At 66.8% G+C, this 16,477-nt stretch carries 15 protein-coding genes; 10 read left to right on the top strand and 5 right to left on the bottom strand.

Going from position 1 to position 16,477, the window contains the following annotated elements; all coding sequences use genetic code 11:
• From ACE3O8_RS09220 to ACE3O8_RS09175, 10 genes are all read left to right on the top strand, one after another.
• A partial coding sequence (locus ACE3O8_RS09220; protein WP_374389024.1) for a lytic transglycosylase domain-containing protein occupies positions 1-1,224 on the top strand: 1,224 nt, incomplete at its 5' end.
• Positions 1,224-1,751, top strand: a complete 528-nt coding sequence (gene moaB / locus ACE3O8_RS09215) for a molybdenum cofactor biosynthesis protein B (RefSeq protein ID WP_374389022.1) — start codon at positions 1,224-1,226, stop codon at positions 1,749-1,751. The genes ACE3O8_RS09220 and moaB, both read left to right, overlap by 1 nt.
• 33 nt (positions 1,752-1,784) lie before the next feature.
• The gene (locus tag ACE3O8_RS09210; protein WP_374389021.1) at positions 1,785-2,177 is read left to right on the top strand and encodes a hypothetical protein; all 393 of its coding nucleotides are present in this window, start codon (positions 1,785-1,787) and stop codon (positions 2,175-2,177) included.
• A 45-nt stretch (positions 2,178-2,222) separates the two neighbouring features.
• Positions 2,223-3,263 carry a magnesium transporter CorA family protein gene (locus ACE3O8_RS09205; protein WP_374389019.1) on the top strand — a complete coding sequence of 347 codons (1,041 nt, stop codon included), beginning with the start codon at positions 2,223-2,225 and terminating at the stop codon, positions 3,261-3,263.
• Positions 3,264-3,327: 64 nt separating this feature from the next.
• Positions 3,328-4,413: a PA0069 family radical SAM protein gene (locus tag ACE3O8_RS09200; RefSeq protein ID WP_374389017.1), complete on the top strand. Its 1,086-nt coding sequence runs from the start codon at positions 3,328-3,330 to the stop codon at positions 4,411-4,413.
• 76 nt (positions 4,414-4,489) lie between these two features.
• Positions 4,490-5,836, top strand: coding sequence for a helix-hairpin-helix domain-containing protein (locus tag ACE3O8_RS09195; protein ID WP_374389015.1), 1,347 nt, complete (start codon positions 4,490-4,492; stop codon positions 5,834-5,836).
• 121 nt (positions 5,837-5,957) lie between these two features.
• On the top strand, positions 5,958-6,752 hold the full coding sequence (gene ygiD, locus ACE3O8_RS09190; protein WP_374389014.1) for a 4,5-DOPA dioxygenase extradiol: 795 nt from the start codon (positions 5,958-5,960) through the stop codon (positions 6,750-6,752).
• A gap of 99 nt (positions 6,753-6,851) precedes the next feature.
• Complete coding sequence (locus ACE3O8_RS09185) at positions 6,852-8,339, top strand: replicative DNA helicase (protein WP_374389012.1); 1,488 nt, start codon at positions 6,852-6,854, stop codon at positions 8,337-8,339.
• Between the two features lie 47 nt (positions 8,340-8,386).
• The gene (locus tag ACE3O8_RS09180; protein WP_374389010.1) at positions 8,387-9,400 is read left to right on the top strand and encodes a low specificity L-threonine aldolase; all 1,014 of its coding nucleotides are present in this window, start codon (positions 8,387-8,389) and stop codon (positions 9,398-9,400) included.
• Entirely contained in the window at positions 9,397-10,293 is an 897-nt protein-coding gene (locus tag ACE3O8_RS09175) for a DMT family transporter (RefSeq protein WP_374389008.1), read from the top strand. Before ACE3O8_RS09180 ends, ACE3O8_RS09175 begins: the two co-directional genes overlap by 4 nt.
• A gap of 6 nt (positions 10,294-10,299) precedes the next feature.
• Here the strand turns inward: ACE3O8_RS09175 and ACE3O8_RS09170 are convergent, their stop codons facing one another.
• The 5 genes from ACE3O8_RS09170 to ACE3O8_RS09150 all read right to left on the bottom strand — a co-directional run.
• Positions 10,300-10,764: a flavin reductase family protein gene (locus ACE3O8_RS09170; RefSeq protein ID WP_374389006.1), complete on the bottom strand. Its 465-nt coding sequence runs from the start codon at positions 10,762-10,764 to the stop codon at positions 10,300-10,302.
• A gap of 38 nt (positions 10,765-10,802) precedes the next feature.
• Positions 10,803-11,438 (bottom strand): PadR family transcriptional regulator, encoded by a 636-nt coding sequence (locus ACE3O8_RS09165; RefSeq protein WP_374389004.1) that lies wholly within the window; start codon positions 11,436-11,438, stop codon positions 10,803-10,805.
• Between the two features lie 115 nt (positions 11,439-11,553).
• Positions 11,554-12,360, bottom strand: a complete 807-nt coding sequence (locus tag ACE3O8_RS09160; protein ID WP_374389002.1) for an enoyl-CoA hydratase-related protein — start codon at positions 12,358-12,360, stop codon at positions 11,554-11,556.
• A gap of 81 nt (positions 12,361-12,441) precedes the next feature.
• Positions 12,442-13,941, bottom strand: a complete 1,500-nt coding sequence (locus ACE3O8_RS09155; RefSeq protein ID WP_374389000.1) for a DEAD/DEAH box helicase — start codon at positions 13,939-13,941, stop codon at positions 12,442-12,444.
• Between the two features lie 186 nt (positions 13,942-14,127).
• Positions 14,128-16,477, bottom strand: a 2,350-nt coding sequence (locus tag ACE3O8_RS09150) for a TonB-dependent receptor domain-containing protein (protein WP_374388998.1), incomplete at its 5' end; no start/stop codon positions are given.

The following is a 16,477-nucleotide window of genomic DNA, read 5'->3' as shown; positions in this document are numbered from 1 at the left end:
TCGCTGCTGGATCGCCATGGGCCCGAACTGACCGCAGAGGTGCGATCCGAATGGGCGCAGCGCGGCGCCTGGGATGCCTATCTGGCGCTGGACGACACGCTGGCCCTGAAGCTGGGCGCGCGCGCGGCGGACGGGCAGAGCGAATGGGCCGCGATGGGCCATTGGGTGGCCGGTCTCGCCGCCTTCCGCACCGGCCAGTGGGACAGGGCCGCCACCCATTTCGACGCGATCTCGCAGGTCTATTCCGCTTCATCGGACCTGCGCTCGGCGGCCGCCTATTGGGCGGCGCGCGCGCATGTGCGGGCAGGCCGGCCCTGGCTGCAGACGGAACGGCTGAAATCCGCCGTCGCCCGCGACCGGGACGGGTTCTATGGCCTGCTCGCCAGCCATTCCCTTGGGCTGGAACCGAACATCGACTGGCGCGAACCGGATTTCATCCAGGCCGACTGGACCACGCTGAAAGGCCATCCGGGTGCCTCGCGCGCGGTGGCGCTGGTGGAGATCGGCCAGCTTGGCCTTGCAGACCGGGAACTGAGGCACCTGGCCGCCGCGACCGGAAACGACACCTATGAACCCATCCTCAGGCTGGCCGCACGGCTGAACCTGCCCGCCACCCAATATTGGCTGGCGCAGAATCCGCCGCCGGGGCTGATGCCGCCGATGTCGGCACGGCTGCCGACGCCGGACTGGCGGCCGGTGCGCGGCTGGCGGGTGGATCGCGGGCTGGTGTTCGCCCACGCGCTGCAGGAATCGAAGTTCATCACCTCGGCCCGGTCCGGCGTGGGGGCGAAGGGGCTGATGCAGATCATGCCCGGCACCGCGCGCGACCTCGCCAAGGCGCTGGAGATGGACCCGACGCCGGAACAGCTGGCGGATCCTTCGTTCAACGTGGAATTCGGCCAGTCCTATCTGGAAATGCTGCGCGACAGCCCGCACACGCAGGGGCTGCTGCCCAAGGTGATCGCGGCCTATAATGCGGGGCCTGGCTCTGTCCAGAAATGGAACAATGGCGGGGTGCGCGACAATGGCGACGTGCTGCTGTTCATCGAAAGCATCCCGTTCCGCGAGACGCGCCACTATGTCGAAGTGGTGATGCGGAACTACTGGCTTTATCAGGCGAAGGATGCCGCACAGGGCGGCAAGGGCCGGGCCGGCCAGCCCAGCATCGCCTCTGTCGCCGCCAACCAGTGGCCCCGTTTCCCCTCGGCCGCGCCGTCCCGCTGATGCCCATCGACGACAGCCGGCCCTTCATCCCCGTGCGCATCGCGGTGCTGACGGTTTCGGACACGCGCACCTTCGAGGATGATCGGAGCGGGGACACGCTGGCTGCCCGCATCGAGGCGGCCGGCCATGTGCTGGCGGATCGCGCCATCGTGACCGACGATACCGACCTGATCGTGGAGCAGATGGCGGCCTGGGTGGAGGAGCCGCACATCGACGTGATCATTTCCACCGGCGGCACCGGGGTGACCGGCCGCGACGTGACGCCTGAGGCAGTGGAATCGATCTGCGACAAGATCATTCCCGGCTTCGGGGAATTGTTCCGCTGGCTGAGCTTCGCCAAGATCGGCACCTCCACGCTGCAATCGCGGGCGATCGGCGGGGTGGCGCGCGGCACCTATGTGTTCGCGCTGCCCGGCAGCACCGGGGCAGTGAAGGACGGATGGGACGAAATCCTGTCCCTGCAACTGGATAATAGACACATGCCTTGTAATTTCGTCGAACTCATGCCACGCCTTCGCGAGGAGTAAGACGGTAAGCCCCCGGCAAGAGGAGCAGGGTCTTTGGAGTATATCAACCTCAACCTGGCGCCCATCACATTGGCCGCCGCAGTTGGTCTTCTTGTCGGCCTTGTTCATTTTCTGGTGTCGCGGCCCGGCGACAGGCCCGGGCTTGATTTCCTGCTGCTGTCGGCAATCGCGGAATTCTGGATCGCCTGCATTCTGGCGGGTGCGCTGATCATCGCGCCGCCGCTGGCGCTGCCCTGGGTGATGACGATCGCGACGCCGGTGCTGATCTGGCTGGGCTTCCTGGTGCCGGCGCTGATGGTGAACCTGCGCTTTCGCGGCATGCCCGGCCACATGGCGGCCGCAGACGCGCTGCACTGGCTGTTCGTGCTGCTGGCGCAGGCGCTGGTGATGCAGGCGATCGGCCTGACCCGCCCGCCGGGGATGTAATCCCGCGCATTGCCGGGCGCCGCCGGCGCCCCTAGGCTTTCGTCCATGCTCCGCCTTCATCACTCCGACATCGCCACGGCTGGGCTCAGCGCCGAACTGGTCGCAACGGGCGGCAATGCGGCAGATCCGGTTCCTGGCGCCGACGAGATCCGCCGGGCCGTCTGGGTGGATCTTGCCTTCCCGCTGCCGCACGAACGGCAGGCCGTGGAACAGGCGCTGGGCATCAACCTGCCCGACAAGGCCGACATGACGGCCATCGAAGCCTCCAGCCGGGTCTATCGGGAAGGCCAGGCGCAGGTGATGAACGTGATGCTGGTGGTGGGGGTGGACAGCCAGGAGCCCGCCAGCGTTCCCGTCAGCCTGATCCTGACACCGACGCAGCTGGTGACGGTGCGCTATTCCGATCCCTCGGCCTTCCGGTCGCTCGACCAGAGCTGCACGCGGGTGGCGCCCGGGGCCAGCCCCTTCCACCTGCTGACGCGGCTGATGGAGAATATGGTGGACCGCACCGCCGACATCCTTGAGCGGATGGGGGGCGAGATCGACAGCCTGTCGGCCCAGATCTTCGGCCGCGACCGGCCAAAGACACTGCGGCTTTCCACCGGCGACCTGCAGACCATCCTGCGCCGCATCGGGGGCACCCAGTTCGTGCTGAACAAGGTGCATGATTCGCTGGTGACGCTGGGCCGGGCGGCCAATTTCCTGCAGGTGGGAACGGCGGAGGCCGACGAGGCGGGCAAGACCCACATGACACGGCCGGACAAGATGGGCCGGGAGCAGCTGAAATCGGTGACGCGCGATTTCCAGAGCCTGTCCGAAAATTGCAGCTACCTGACGAGCCACACCGGGTTCCTGCTGGACGCCGCGCTGGGGCGCATTTCAATCGAACAGAACGCCATCGTGAAGATCTTTTCCGTGGCGGCGGTGATCTTCCTGCCGCCGACGCTGGTAGCCTCCGTCTATGGCATGAACTTCGTGCACATGCCCGAGCTGGAATGGCTGGCCGGCTATCCGATGGCGCTGGGGCTGATGCTGCTGTCGGCGGTGCTGCCCTATCTGTGGTTCAAGAAGAAGGGCTGGCTGTGACCGGCTGAACAGGCCGCCCGATCGCGGGCTTGCCATTTCGTTCCCTATTTGTTCCAATCGCGGCATGCCGACTCCGAAAGGCCGGGCCGCGCCCGACAACCAGCTCAGCACCCGGTTTGGCCTGCCCGCGAGGGAGGCCGAGGGGGACTGGCTGGACTGGGCCGGGCAGGACTGGGCGGCCGAAGAGGGTGAGTTGCCGCCGCTGAGGACGGAGGTGCGGCTGGAACGGCCGCGCACCGCGATGACCCGCAACGAAAGCCCCGACATCCCCTTCGACCGCAGCTTCAACGCCTATCGCGGCTGCGAGCATGGCTGCATCTATTGCTTCGCGCGGCCGACGCACGCCTGGCATGATCTGTCCCCCGGCCTGGATTTCGAGACGAAGCTGTTTGCCAAGCCGACCGGCCCCGCCCTGCTGCGTGCGGAATTCGCGAAGCGCGGCTATCGGCCCGACGTGCTGGCGATGGGCACCAACACCGATCCCTACCAGCCGATCGAGGCGCGGTTCCGCATCACCCGCGCCGTGCTGGAGCTGTGCCTGGAGACGCGGCACCCGGTTTCGATCACCACCAAATCCGCGCGCGTGCTGGAGGATCTGCCGCTGCTGCGCGCGCTCGCCGGGCTGGGGCTGACGATGGTGATGCTTTCCGTCACCACGCTGGATCCGGTGCTTGCGCGCACGATGGAGCCGCGCGCCAGCGCCCCGCGCCTGCGGCTGAAGGCGCTGGCCGCGCTGGCGGCGGAAGGGGTTCCGGCGTTCGTTTCAGCCTCCCCCATCATCCCGGCGCTGAACGATCATGAGCTGGAGGCGATCCTGGAAGCCGCGGCAGGGGCCGGGGCCGTGGGCGCCTTCTGCCAGCCCGTCCGCCTGCCGCTGGAGGTGGCGCCGCTGTTCGAGGCCTGGCTGGCCGAGCACCGACCCGACCGCCGGGACCGGGTGCTGAACGCGATCCGTGCGATGCGCGGGGGCCGGCTGAACGACCCGCGGTTCGGGGAAAGGATGCGGCCGCAGGGGGAATGGGGCCGGCTGCTGGCAGCCCGAGTCGGCGCGGCGAAGCGCCGCCATGGGCTGGAAGGCCAGGCGCCAACCCTGCGCACGGACCTGTTCACGCCGCCAAGGCGCGACCTGCGGCAGGGCGAGCTTTTCTGAACGGCAGATAAACGGGCTTGCCAACGGGGCTGATAGGGCTAACCTTCAAGTCTTGGTTAACCTTGGGGGAAATGCCATGCTATCCACTGCATTCAGCGTCGGTCTGTGGACCATCCTGTTCTGGTTGCTATTGGGCGTCGCGCTGGGGGGCCTGCTGGCCCGCCTGCTGGGATCGACGGCAACTTCGACGGCCCATGCGCTGGGCCTTGGCGATTTCGAGGGCAAGACGGTGACGGTGAAGACCGAAACCACGCATCTGGCCGACCAGCTGGAAGCGATCGAAGGCGTCGGCCCGCAGATCGCGGAGCTGTTCCACAAGAATGGCGTTCACAGCTTTGCGCAGGTCGCGGCGATGACGCCAGCGGACATTTCGAAGATCCTGGCGACCGGCGGAAGCGCCTTTGCCATCGCATCGCCCACGACCTGGCCGTTCCAGGCCAAGCTGCTGGACAATGGCTGGATCGCTGAATTCCTGTCCGTCGGACAGAAGCTGGTTGCCGGCCGCCTGCCGGTGACGGGCCTTGGCGGCATCGGCGACGCGACGGCGGCGCGGCTGCAGGCGGCGGATGTCGGCTCGGTGGAAGCGCTGGCCCAGGCCGACGCGGCGGCCCTGTCGGCCAAGCTGGCGGATGCCGGCGAAAGCATCGGGGAATCGAAGCTGGCGGGCTTCATAGCGGAAGCCAAGTCCATCCTTGGCGGGGATTTCACCAAGCTGGCGGCCTTCTTCGGCCTGCCGGCAGCCGTGATCGGCACCCGCGCAACCGCGAGCTTCAAGAAGAGCCATGACGTGACCGGCCCGATCGTGGGGGCGCAGGGGCTGCTTTCCGCCCTGCCCTCGGCGACCGCGACGGCCACCGGCGGCGCTTCGCTGCTGCCCGTGTGGCTGGGCCTGATCGGCGCGGGCCTGCTGGCGCTGCTGTGCCTGCTGGGCCTGTGGTGCCCGCTGCCCCGCACGACCAATGTGGACGTGCGCGGCGTGGTGGTGACCCCGCCGCCGGCAGCCCCCGCGCCGGTGATCCCGACGGGGTCCGGCCTGATCAGCGAGCTTCGCGATGGCCGGCCGATGCTGATCGTCTATTTCGAGACGGCGAAAAGCGACGTTACCAACGAGCTTTCGGCTGAATCGGCCAAGCTCGACACCTATCTGGACGAGAATTCGGACGCCCGGCTTTCGGTTTCCGGCTATGTCGACCCGCGCGGCGACCCGGCCTTCAACCAGCAGCTGGCGAAGGATCGCGCAACCAAGGTGCGCGACGCGCTGGTGGCGGCCGGCATTTCCGCCGACCGGATCGACATGGACAAGCCCGCCGACATCGTCGGCGACGGCGCGACCATGGCGGCCGAGCGCAAGGTGGAAGTGAAGATCAAGGAAGGCGGCGTCGTGGACGGCGCCACCGAGGCAACTTCGGCGCCCGCACAATAAGGTTGCGGACCGGCTGATGAGGGCCCGCCCGGCACACCCGGGCGGGCCCTTCCATTTCTGAAACGATGTCTTTGCATCATTGCTGTTTGAGAATGGCAGTGACACGCCCACATTCACCGGCATGACCGACTATGCCCAAAGGATGCCCGCCCTGTTCATCGGCCATGGCAGCCCGATGAACACGCTGGAACGGAACCGCTGGACCGATGGCTGGCGGGCGCTGGGCGAAACCCTGCCGCGCCCGCGCGCGCTGCTGGTGGTTTCCGCGCACTGGCACATCGGCGCGACCGCCGTGACGGCGATGGCGAACCCGCGCACCATCCATGATTTCCGCGGCTTTCCGCCCGAACTCTTCGCCTTCCAGTACGACGCGCCGGGTGCGCCCGATGTGGCGCGGGAGGTGGCCGAGATCGCGAGGCCCGTGCCGGTGACGCTGGATGAAGGGCAATGGGGACTGGACCATGGCACCTGGAGCGTGCTGGCCCATCTGTTCCCCGAAGCCGACGTGCCTGTGGTGCAGCTGTCGATCGATGCGACGAAGCCGGGCAGCCACCACCTGGATCTCGGCGCCCGGCTGGCCCCGTTGCGCGAACAGGGCGTGATGATCCTGGGCAGCGGCAATGTGGTGCACAATCTGGCCCTGATCGACTGGCGGGCGGGCGACAGCGGCGCGGCCTGGGCGGACCGGTTCGACACCGATGTTTCGGCCCTGATGCGGGAACGGCCGGGCGATATCCTGGAGGCGGCGGCGCATCCGGATTTCGCCGCTGCCGTGCCGACGCCCGATCATTTCCTGCCGCTGCTGACGATCGCAGGTCTGGCGGCTGAAAGCGGGGAACAGGTGCGGACCTTGTTCGAGGGCCGCACGATGGGATCGCTTTCGATGACGAGCCATGCGCTGGGGCTGAACGGCTGACAGCCGGGAGTTGTTCGCTCTGATATCCACACGGCCGGGCGAAAATCGCGGCTTCGCCCCCTTTCCGCAGGGCGGGCAAAGGCGCATGAAGCCCGGCCAATGGCCACGCTCCCCAACCTTTCCCTCATCCAGCCCGGCGCCGAATCGGCCCAGCGCATTCCCTTCAACATCGAGGCGGAGAAGGCCCTTCTGGGCGCGCTGATGGTGGAAAACCGGCTGCTGGAGGAAATCACCCTGCAGCTGCGCGACGAGCATTTCTACGAGCCGCTGCACGGCCGGATTTTCGCCCAGATCCGCCGGCTTGCAGACCTGAACATGGTGGCGAACCCGATCACGCTGCGCCCGCTGTTCGAAAGCGATCCGGCGCTGACCGAGCTGGGCGGCCCGGCCTATCTGTTGCGGCTGACGGAAGACCCGACCGTGGTGATCGCCGCGCGGGATTGCGCCCAGCAGACCTATGATCTGGCCCTGCTGCGCGCACTGGTGATGGTGGGAACGGACCTGGTGCAGTCCGCGACCGACACCAGCGCCGAAGTGGCGCCCATGAAGCAGATCGAGGCGGCCGAGGAAGCGCTCTACAAGGTGGCGGAATCGGGCGAGGTTTCAGGCGCGACCGTGGATTTCGCCGGCGCGGCGAAGAAGGCCGTGGGGATGGCCGCCAAGGCGATGAAATCCGGCGGGCATCTGTCCGGCCTGACGACGGGTCTCAACGGCCTGAACAACAAGATCGGCGGCCTGCACAATTCCGATCTGCTGATCCTGGCCGGGCGGCCCGCCATGGGGAAGACGGCGCTGGCCACCAACATCGCCTTTTCCACCGCACTTCGCTACAAGCTGGACCAGCGCGACGGCATCAGCCCCACATCGGGCGCGCCGGTCGCCTTCTTCAGCCTGGAAATGTCGTCGGATCAGCTGGCGAACCGGATTCTGGCCGAGCAGAGCCGGATCAGTTCGGAAAACCTGCGCATGGGCAAGATCAACCAGGCGGAGTTCAACGAACTGGCGCGGGCGGCCGAGGAACTCTACGATCTTCCGCTCTATATCGACGACACCCCTGCCCTTTCGATTGCCGCCATGCGCGCCCGCGCCCGGCGGCTGAAGCGGCAGAAGAAGATCGGGCTGATCGTCGTCGACTATCTGCAGCTGCTGCAGGGGACGGCGAAGAACGCCTCGGAAAACCGGGTGAACGAAATTTCCGAAGTGACGCGGGGCCTGAAGACGCTGGCGAAGGAACTGGATATCCCGGTGATCGCGCTGTCCCAGTTGTCGCGCCAGGTGGAAAACCGGGAAGACAAGCGGCCTCAGCTTTCGGATCTGCGCGAATCCGGCACCATCGAGCAGGACGCCGACATCGTGCTGTTCGTGTTCCGCGAGGAATATTATCACGAATCGAAGAAGCCCGAGGACGGCAGCGAGAAGTTCCAGCAATGGCTGGAAAAGGCCGACCGGCTGCGCGGCCGCGCCGAGGTGATCGTGGCCAAGCAGCGGCATGGCGCCACCGGGACGGTCCCGCTGGTGTTCCAGCGCGAATTCACCCGCTTTGCCGACCCGGCCGACGGCGACTGGATGCCGGAAAGCTACGACTGACGAAAATGCCCCATGGCCGGGCGCGGCCCGGCTGCTATTGGCCTCGCATGGATTTTCATTCGGACAATGCCGCCGGCGTTCATCCCGCCGTTCTGGAAGCTGTTGCGCGTGCGGCCGGGCCGCACCCGCGCGGCTATGACGCTGATGACTGGTCCGCCCGGCTGGACGGGGCCTTTTCCGACCTGTTCGGCACCCCGGTGCGGGCTTTTGCCGTGCCCAGCGGCACGGCCGCCAATGCCCTGGGGCTGGCCGCCTGCGTGCCGCCCTTCGGCGGTGTCTGGTGCCATGCCGAAGCCCATATCGAAGTGGACGAGGCGGGTGCAGTGGGCTTCTACACCGGCGGCGGGAGCCTGATGCTGGTGCCCGCTCCCCATGGCAAGCTGACGACCGCCGTTCTGGACGAGGCCGCCGCGCGGCGGCGGGGCGACGTGCATCAGGTGCAGCCGGCCGCACTCAGCCTGACGCAGGCGACCGAGGCGGGGACCGTTTATGCGCCTGATGAGGTGGCGGCGCTGGCCGGATGGGCAAAGGCGCGCGGGCTGACGGTTCACATGGATGGCGCCCGTTTCGCCAATGCGGTCGCGCGGCTGGGCTGCCATCCGGCCGATATCAGCTGGAAGGCGGGCGTCGACATCCTCTCGTTCGGGTGCATCAAGAATGGCGGTATGTCGGCCGAAGCGCTGCTGCTGTTCCGGCCGGAGCTGGCGGAGACCATTCCCGTCCGCCGCAAACGCGCCGGGCTGATGCCCTCCAAGGGGCGCTTTGCCGCCGCGCAACTGCTGGTGATGATCGAGGGCGGCGTGTGGCTGGAAAATGCCCGTGCCGCCAATGCCGGAGCGGCGGCCATCGCGGCAGCCGTGCCCGACCGGCTGCTGTGGCCGGCGGAGGCAAACGAGCTGTTCCTGCGGCTGACGGCGGACGAGCGCGAAACGCTGCGGGCGGCGGGCTTCGGCTTTTATGACTGGGAGCTTGCCGGCCCCGACGCCGCGCGCTTCGTGGTCCGCTGGGATCAGGACATGGCCGCTATCCGCGCCCTGGCTGCGGCCATCGCCCGCCTGTGAACCCGCGCACCATCCTGCAGTTCGCGGCCGTCACCCTGATCTGGGGGACGACGTGGATCGTCATCAAGTTCCAGCTGGGCACGGTGAACCCCAGCTGGTCCGTCAGCTATCGCTTCCTGACGGGCGGGCTGGCCTTGCTGGCCTGGTGCGCGCTGAAGGGCCAGCCGCTGACGGTGCCGCGAAGGAGCCTGCCCTTCCTGTTCATCTTCGGCCTGTTCCAGTTCGTGATGAACTTCAATTTTGTCTATCGGTCCGAGCTGTACATTCCGTCCGGCATTCCAGCGGTGGCGTTCGCGCTGCTGATGGTGCCGAACGCGATCCTGGCCTGGGCCTTCCTGGGGCGGCGGATCAGCGGGCGCTTCGCGCTGGGCGCCGTGCTGGGCATCCTGGGCGTGGGACTGCTGTTTGCGCAGCAACTGAGCCTGCCCGGCGACCGGGCGGATACGGTGCTGGGGCTTTCGCTGGTGGTGGCGGGCATCCTTTCGGCCAGCATCGCCAATGTGATGCAGGCGAGCCCGCGTGCGCTGACCTTTCCGGCGCTGGCCGGGCTGGGCTGGGCGATGCTGATGGGCGCTGGCGTGAACGCGCTGCTGGCGCTGGCGATCAGCGGTGCGCCGCAGTTCGATCCCGCGCCCGGCTACTGGCTGGGCTTCCTCTATCTGGGGATCTTCGCCAGCGCGATCGCCTTCGCGCTCTATTTCGACCTGATCCGGCAGATGGGCCCCGCGGAAGCCGCCTGGACGAGCGTGCTGATCCCCATATTGGCGATGGCGATCTCGACCGTGCTGGAAGGCTTCCGCTGGACGCCGCTTGCGGCATCGGGCGCGGCGCTGGCGCTGACGGGCATGGTGGTGGCGCTGCGCCAGCCGTCCCGCCCGGCAGCCGGGGCCTAGGCAGGCTCAGGCGTAGCGGCCGCGCAAATACAGCAGCGGGTTGCGATCCCCGGCGGAGCGGAAACTGTCGATCCGGCCGATCAGCACCTGATGATCGCCGGCTTCGATGTCGTTGGCGAGCGAACAGGCGAAGTTGGCGCAGGCCCCTTCCAGCAGCAGGACGCCGGATTCCGATTCCACCCATTCCCCGTGCGAGAAGCGATCGACGCCGCGCGTCGCGAACTGTTCCGCCACATCGCGCTGGGCGGAAGAGAGGACGCTGACGCCGAACAGGCCGGTGTGGCGGATGGCCGAAAGGCTGGCGGCGTTGCGGCCGGGGCAGACCAGCAGCAGCGGGGGATCGAGCGAGACGGAGGTGAAGCTGTTGGCGGTGAAGCCGACCGGCCGGCGGTGCGCATCGAAACTGGTCACGATGGTGACGCCGGTGGCGAAGCAGCCGAAGGCGTCGCGCAGGGGTCTGTGATCGGTCATGCCCCGGCCTAGTGCGGCCGGGGCATGCAAGACAAGGGCTACAGGCGCTCGATTTTTTGCGCGGCCTCGTCGATGAGGGCCGCAACCTCGAGCAGACGGGTCTTGTCTGCGCCCGGTTCGCGCAGGCTGGCCTGCAGCACGGCGGCGAGGTTTGCCATCGCGCGGCGAACAGGGGCGGGATCGGCGCCGCCCGCCTCGCCCAGAGCCTTCAGGCCCTGAAGAGCCGCCTCGGCGGCATCGGCATGGGCGACGAGATAGGCTTCACCGTCTGCCGTAAGCGCAAAGCTGCGACGCGTGCTGTCGCCCTCTGCCTGGGCGATCAGGCCCATTTCCGCCAGCAGGCTGAGCAGCGGATAGACGACGCCGGGGCTGGGGGCATAGGCGCCGCCCGTCAGATCGCCGATGGCGCGGATGATATCATAGCCATGGCGGGGCTCCGCTGCGATCAGCTTCAGCACCGCGAGGCGCAGCGTTTCGGCGTCGATCCGGCGACGACGTCCGCCGTGGCGGCCGAAGCGCCCCCCTCCGAACGCGCCCTCGCCGAACGGCCCTTCACCGCCGCGACCGCCGAAGCGGCCGTGGCCGAAGCCCGATGCAAAGACGGCCTCTGCCGCTTGGCCGAACCGGCGCGCGCGGCCGCCGCAGCGGCGGCCCTCATGATGGGAAGAATGCATGGGATGTCCTTTCATGCGCCGTCATATCGGCGCATGATCAAACATTGTCAAGATATATCTTAGATCGTTTTAATGCATCGTCCGATGGCTGAGGGGGCGCTGCCCCCTCAGCTGGTCATTTCCCTGTGAACTGGGCGGGGCGCTTCTGCAGGAAGGACATCACGCCTTCCGCGAAATCGGCGCTGCGGCCGGCCAGCATCTGGTTGCGGCGTTCCACCATCAGGCCTTCCGTCAGGCTCTTGTCCATGCAATCGCGGATGCCGGTGCGGATGAGGGTGAGGGCCTTCGTGGGGCCGGAGGCGAGCTTCTTCGCGACCTCGGCCGTGCGCGCGGCGAGATCGGCATCCTCCACCACTTCGGAGACGAGGCCCCATTCATAGGCGAGATCCGCCGGGATGCGTTCGCCCAGCATCATCATGCGGGTGGCGCGCGCGCGGCCGATCATGCGCGGCAGCAGCCAGGTGGAGCCGACATCCGGCACCAGGCCGATGTTGACGAAGGCCTGAAGGAAATAGGCGGATTTCGCCGCGATGATGATGTCGCCCGCCAGCGCATAGGAGCAGCCGGCGCCGGCCGCCGGGCCGTTCACGGCGGTGACGACCGGCACCGGCAGCGCGAACAGCCGTTCCAGAAGCACGTTGAAATGGGTTTCCAGCACCTTTCCGGCGTCGATCGGCCCACCCGAGCCGCCGCCGCTGCCGCCCGCCGTGCCGGGGGCGAGATCGGCGCCGCTGGAAAAGCCGCGGCCGGCGCCCGTGAGCACCAGGCAGCGCGCCGTCGACAGACCGTCGCGGATCTGGTCAACCGCGTCGATCATTTCGCGGATCACATCGGTGTTCAGGCTGTTCAGGCGATCGGGGCGGTTGATCGTCAGTGTCGCGACGCCGTCAGCTTCGCTCCAGGTGATATGCTCGTAGGCCATGCCATATCCTCCACTCGGGTTGCGGAGGACTTAGCGCGCCGATGGGCAGGACCGCCGCTCGGCAAATGGCTAGGCGGCCCTTCAGGAGCGGGCGGACACCAGCATGAAGGCGGGCACGCCTTCCTCGCCGAATCCGGGGCCGATGGGGGGGCCGTCCTCGCGGTTGCGATCGGACCTGTCCCGGCCGCCGCTGCCTCGCCCGGAGCGGTCGCGCGCGGGGCGGTCGCGCGCTGCCTGTTCGTGCGCTGCGCTGTCCCGCGCGGGGCGCTCTCTTTCGGTGCGGTCGCGGCTGGAGGGTGCGTCTGCCTTGCGGCGGTCGCGCGCGGGCTCCCGCTCTGCCCGGGGCTCGTCCGCTGCGCGGTCAGCGCGCCGCGCCGGCCTTGCGCGGGGTTCGTCCACCGGTTCTGCCGCCCTGCCCCGGCGCGGGCGTTCGGCGCGGCCTTCATCGCCGCCGGCAGCATCCGATGCCATCGGCGCGCGGCGCGGAATGCTCTGGCCCGTCAGCTTTTCGATATTGGCGATCGCCTCGGCATCGTCGGGCGTGACCAGCGTGATGGCCGTGCCCTTCTGCCCGGCGCGGCCGGTGCGGCCGATGCGATGGACATAATCATCGGGATGCCAGGGCACATCGAAGTTGAAGACGTGCGACACGCCCTTGATGTCCAGCCCGCGCGCGGCGACGTCGGACGCGACGAGAATGTTGATCTCCCCGTCCTTGAAGCGGTCGAGTTCCTTGATGCGGTCCGACTGCTCCATGTCGCCATGGATCTGGCCCACCTTGAACTTGTGACGCTTCAGGCTCGCGGCGAGGTCGCGCACGGTCGTCTTGCGGTTGCAGAAGATGATGCCCGTCTTCACCTCTTCCGACAGGATCAGGTCGCGCAGCACGTCCCGCTTCTGCCGGCTTTCCGACGGCATCAGCGACTGGGCGATATCCTTGTTGGTGGTGGCGGGGCGCGCCACCTGCACCATCTTCGGATTCGTCATGAAGCGGTCGGCCAGCTTCTTGATCGGCGGCGGCATTGTGGCCGAAAACAGCAGCGTCTGCCGTTCCGCCTTGATCAGGGTGCAGATCTTCTCGACATCGGGGATGAAGCCCATGTCCAGCATGCGGTCCGCCTCGTCGATGACGAGGACGTCCACGCCTGACAGCAGCACCTTTCCGCGCGCATGCTGATCCATCAGCCGGCCCGGAGTCGCGATCAGCACGTCCACGCCCTTTTCCAGCGCCTTGTCCTGATCGCCGAAGGCAACGCCGCCAATGAGCAGCGCCATCGAAAGCTTGTGATACTTGCCGTATTTCTCGAAATTTTCCGCAACCTGCGCGGCCAGTTCGCGCGTGGGTTCCAGAATCAGGCTGCGCGGCATCCGCGCGCGGCTGCGGCCTTCGGCGAGGATGTCGATCATCGGCAGCACGAAGCTTGCCGTCTTGCCGGTGCCGGTCTGCGCGACTCCGATCAGATCCTTGCCCATCAGCACCGGCGGGATCGCGGCCGCCTGAATGGCGGTCGGCTCGGAATAGCCGCTGTCGGCGACGGCTTTCAGCAGGGCATCCGAAAGGTGCAGGTCTGAAAAGGGCAAATCGGTTCCTTGGGGGCAGGCCGGCGCAACATGCGCCTCGCGCCAGCGCAATAGCGCGCTGCGACGCACAAGAAAAGAGCCGGGCCGGACACAGATGTGCGGGCCGCAAATGAAAGAGGGGAGCGGACTGGCCGCTCCCCTCCCTCGCTTGCGGGCGGTAGACCCGCCCGTCCTCCCCGATAACCGTTAGAAGCGGAAACCCGCGGTCAGGCCGTAACGGCGGGGCTCCAGCGTGAAGATGTTGGTGAAATTGCCCGAGGACTGGTCCGTCGAATAAAGACCGGTGATCGCGCTGTTGTTGGTGATGTTCTGGACGAACCCGCGAACGAACCAGCGCTCATTGGCGGCATTCAGCTGAACCTGGGCGTTCATCACCAGATAGGAGGGAACGCGGGTGCGTGGCGAATTGAAGATGCTGCCATAGCTTTCACCCGTGAAGGCGAAATCCCAGCGCGGCACCAGGGTCATACCGCTCGCGAACTCCTGGGTCCACTGCACGCCGCCGGCCACCTTGAACTCCGGCGCCTGCGGCAGCTTGTTGCCTTTGATGTTGTTCTCGACACCCGGGCTCAGAACGGCGACGCCGTTTGCCGTCGCGGTGGCGGCCAGCACAGAGCAGATGCCGAAGGCGCCCGTCGCCCCGTTGATGCCGCTGTCGGTCGGGAAAGCCGTCGGCCCGCGCAGGCCCAGCGCCGTGTTCACGGCCGTGACATAGCCGTTGCTGAGCGCCGCGCCGCCGGCGCCGGTGGGCACCACGGCGCAGTTGGCGCCGTTGGTGATGTCCTTCACGATCACCGCGTCGGACCGCCCGCCCGACGGATCGAACGGATCCGCCAGATATTTGTCCGAACTGACCTCGGTGTTGAGGTACGAGAAACTCAGGTTGACCGTCAGCGGCGGGATCGGGTTCACGATCCCCTCCAGTTCGATCCCCCAGATGTTCGCATCCACATTGTCGTTGACCGATGTCCGCGCCACGATCCGACTGAGCTGCAACGCCTTGTATTTATAATAGAAGGCGGTGGCGTTCAGCTGGATGGTGCCGTCCGCGAAGCGGTTCTTCGACCCGATCTCGAAGGCGTCGATGAACTCCGGCTCGAAGGTGTCGGGAACGGCGAAGATCGGTTGCAGCGGCGGGTTGATCCCACCCGACTTGTAGCCCCGCGAGTAAGAGGCATACAGAAGATTGTCGTCGGTGATCTTGTAGTCGACGACGAAGCGGCCGGTGAATTCACTGAACTTCACGTCCCGTTCGGCCCAGGGCTGAATGCCGGGCGTGCTGGGATCCGCATCGAACGAACCGAAGAAGGGCGAGTCGAAGGCGTTGGTCATCGTGAAGGGCGACGCGAAGCTCGCCAGCGTCGAACGCGCCTTCAGGCTTTTCTGGTCGTTGTTGTAGCGAAGGCCAACGGTAAAGCGCAGCACATCCGACGCATCGTAATAGGCTTCACCAAAGACACCATAGCTCTTCAGCACCAAATCCTGCGTGTTGTTGCGATAGAAGGGCGTCGCCAGATAGATATTGCCAAGCGCCGGATTGCCGAGCGCGGTGGCGGCCCCCAGGATGCCCGACACATAGTCGATCCCGAAGGAGTTCACATAATAGCTGTTCTCCTTCATATCCATCCGGTTGTAGATGGCGCCCAGCAGGAAATTGAACTTGCCGTCGAAGTCGCTGGAGACGATTCCTTCGACCGTCCAGGCTTTCAGATACTGGTTCGAACGGTCAAAATCCTGCGGTGTCATCGAGCAATATTTGTGCCCGCCGAACGATCCGGTCCCGGTTTCTTCCGGCAGCGAGGTGCAGATTTCACCCGTGGGACCGTTCGGGAACAGCGCCGCCAGCATCGGGCTGAACTGCGGCAGCACCGTCGCCAGCCCGAACAGATTGTTGATACCCGGCTGGAAGACCGCGCGATTCTGCACGGACAGGGTGTAATCCTGCGAGCTGTCGACCGAGTTTTCCTGGAACTGCCCTGAGATCTTGCCTTTCAGCGGGCCGAAATCATGCTCGATCTTCGCCTGGATCTGGATTTCCTCCGCCTTGTAGGTGGGGGCGTAATCCGTATAGACCTGCCGCGGATCGGCCGGGTTCAGGCCGCCCGCATTGGCATCCGGGCCATAGAGGCTGCCAAGACCGACGCTCGAAAGCGCCGGCCCCAGCGCAGAGCCGCCCTGAATGCGCAGGAATTCCCGCGACGACAATGTGCCGACGAAGGTGGAATTGGTGTTGGTGAGGCCATATTCCCGGCGGCCGGGCAGGCAGCCCAGAACCCCGGTCGGATCGCGCTGGCACATCTGCTTCTGGATGCGCATCCGGTTGTCATCTTCCTTGAACCAGTAGCCCATCACGTCGACGGTGGTGTCGGGTGTCGGCTCCCAGCGCAGCGATCCGCGCAGCGCGAACATGTCGCGGCCGTCATAATGGTCGCCGTTGTAAAGGTTCTCGGTATAGCCGTCGCGCTTCAGGTAGAAGCCCGCCGCGCGCGCGGCGGCAATGTAGCCCAGCGGCACCTTCACCATGCCCTGCACCCGG

The sequence above is a fragment of the Sandaracinobacter sp. genome (assembly GCF_041909755.1).
Classification (GTDB): Bacteria; Pseudomonadota; Alphaproteobacteria; order Sphingomonadales; family Sphingomonadaceae; genus Sandaracinobacteroides.
The sequence above is the reverse complement of the archived record's forward strand: the minus strand, read 5'-3'. Positions and strand labels throughout refer to the sequence as shown.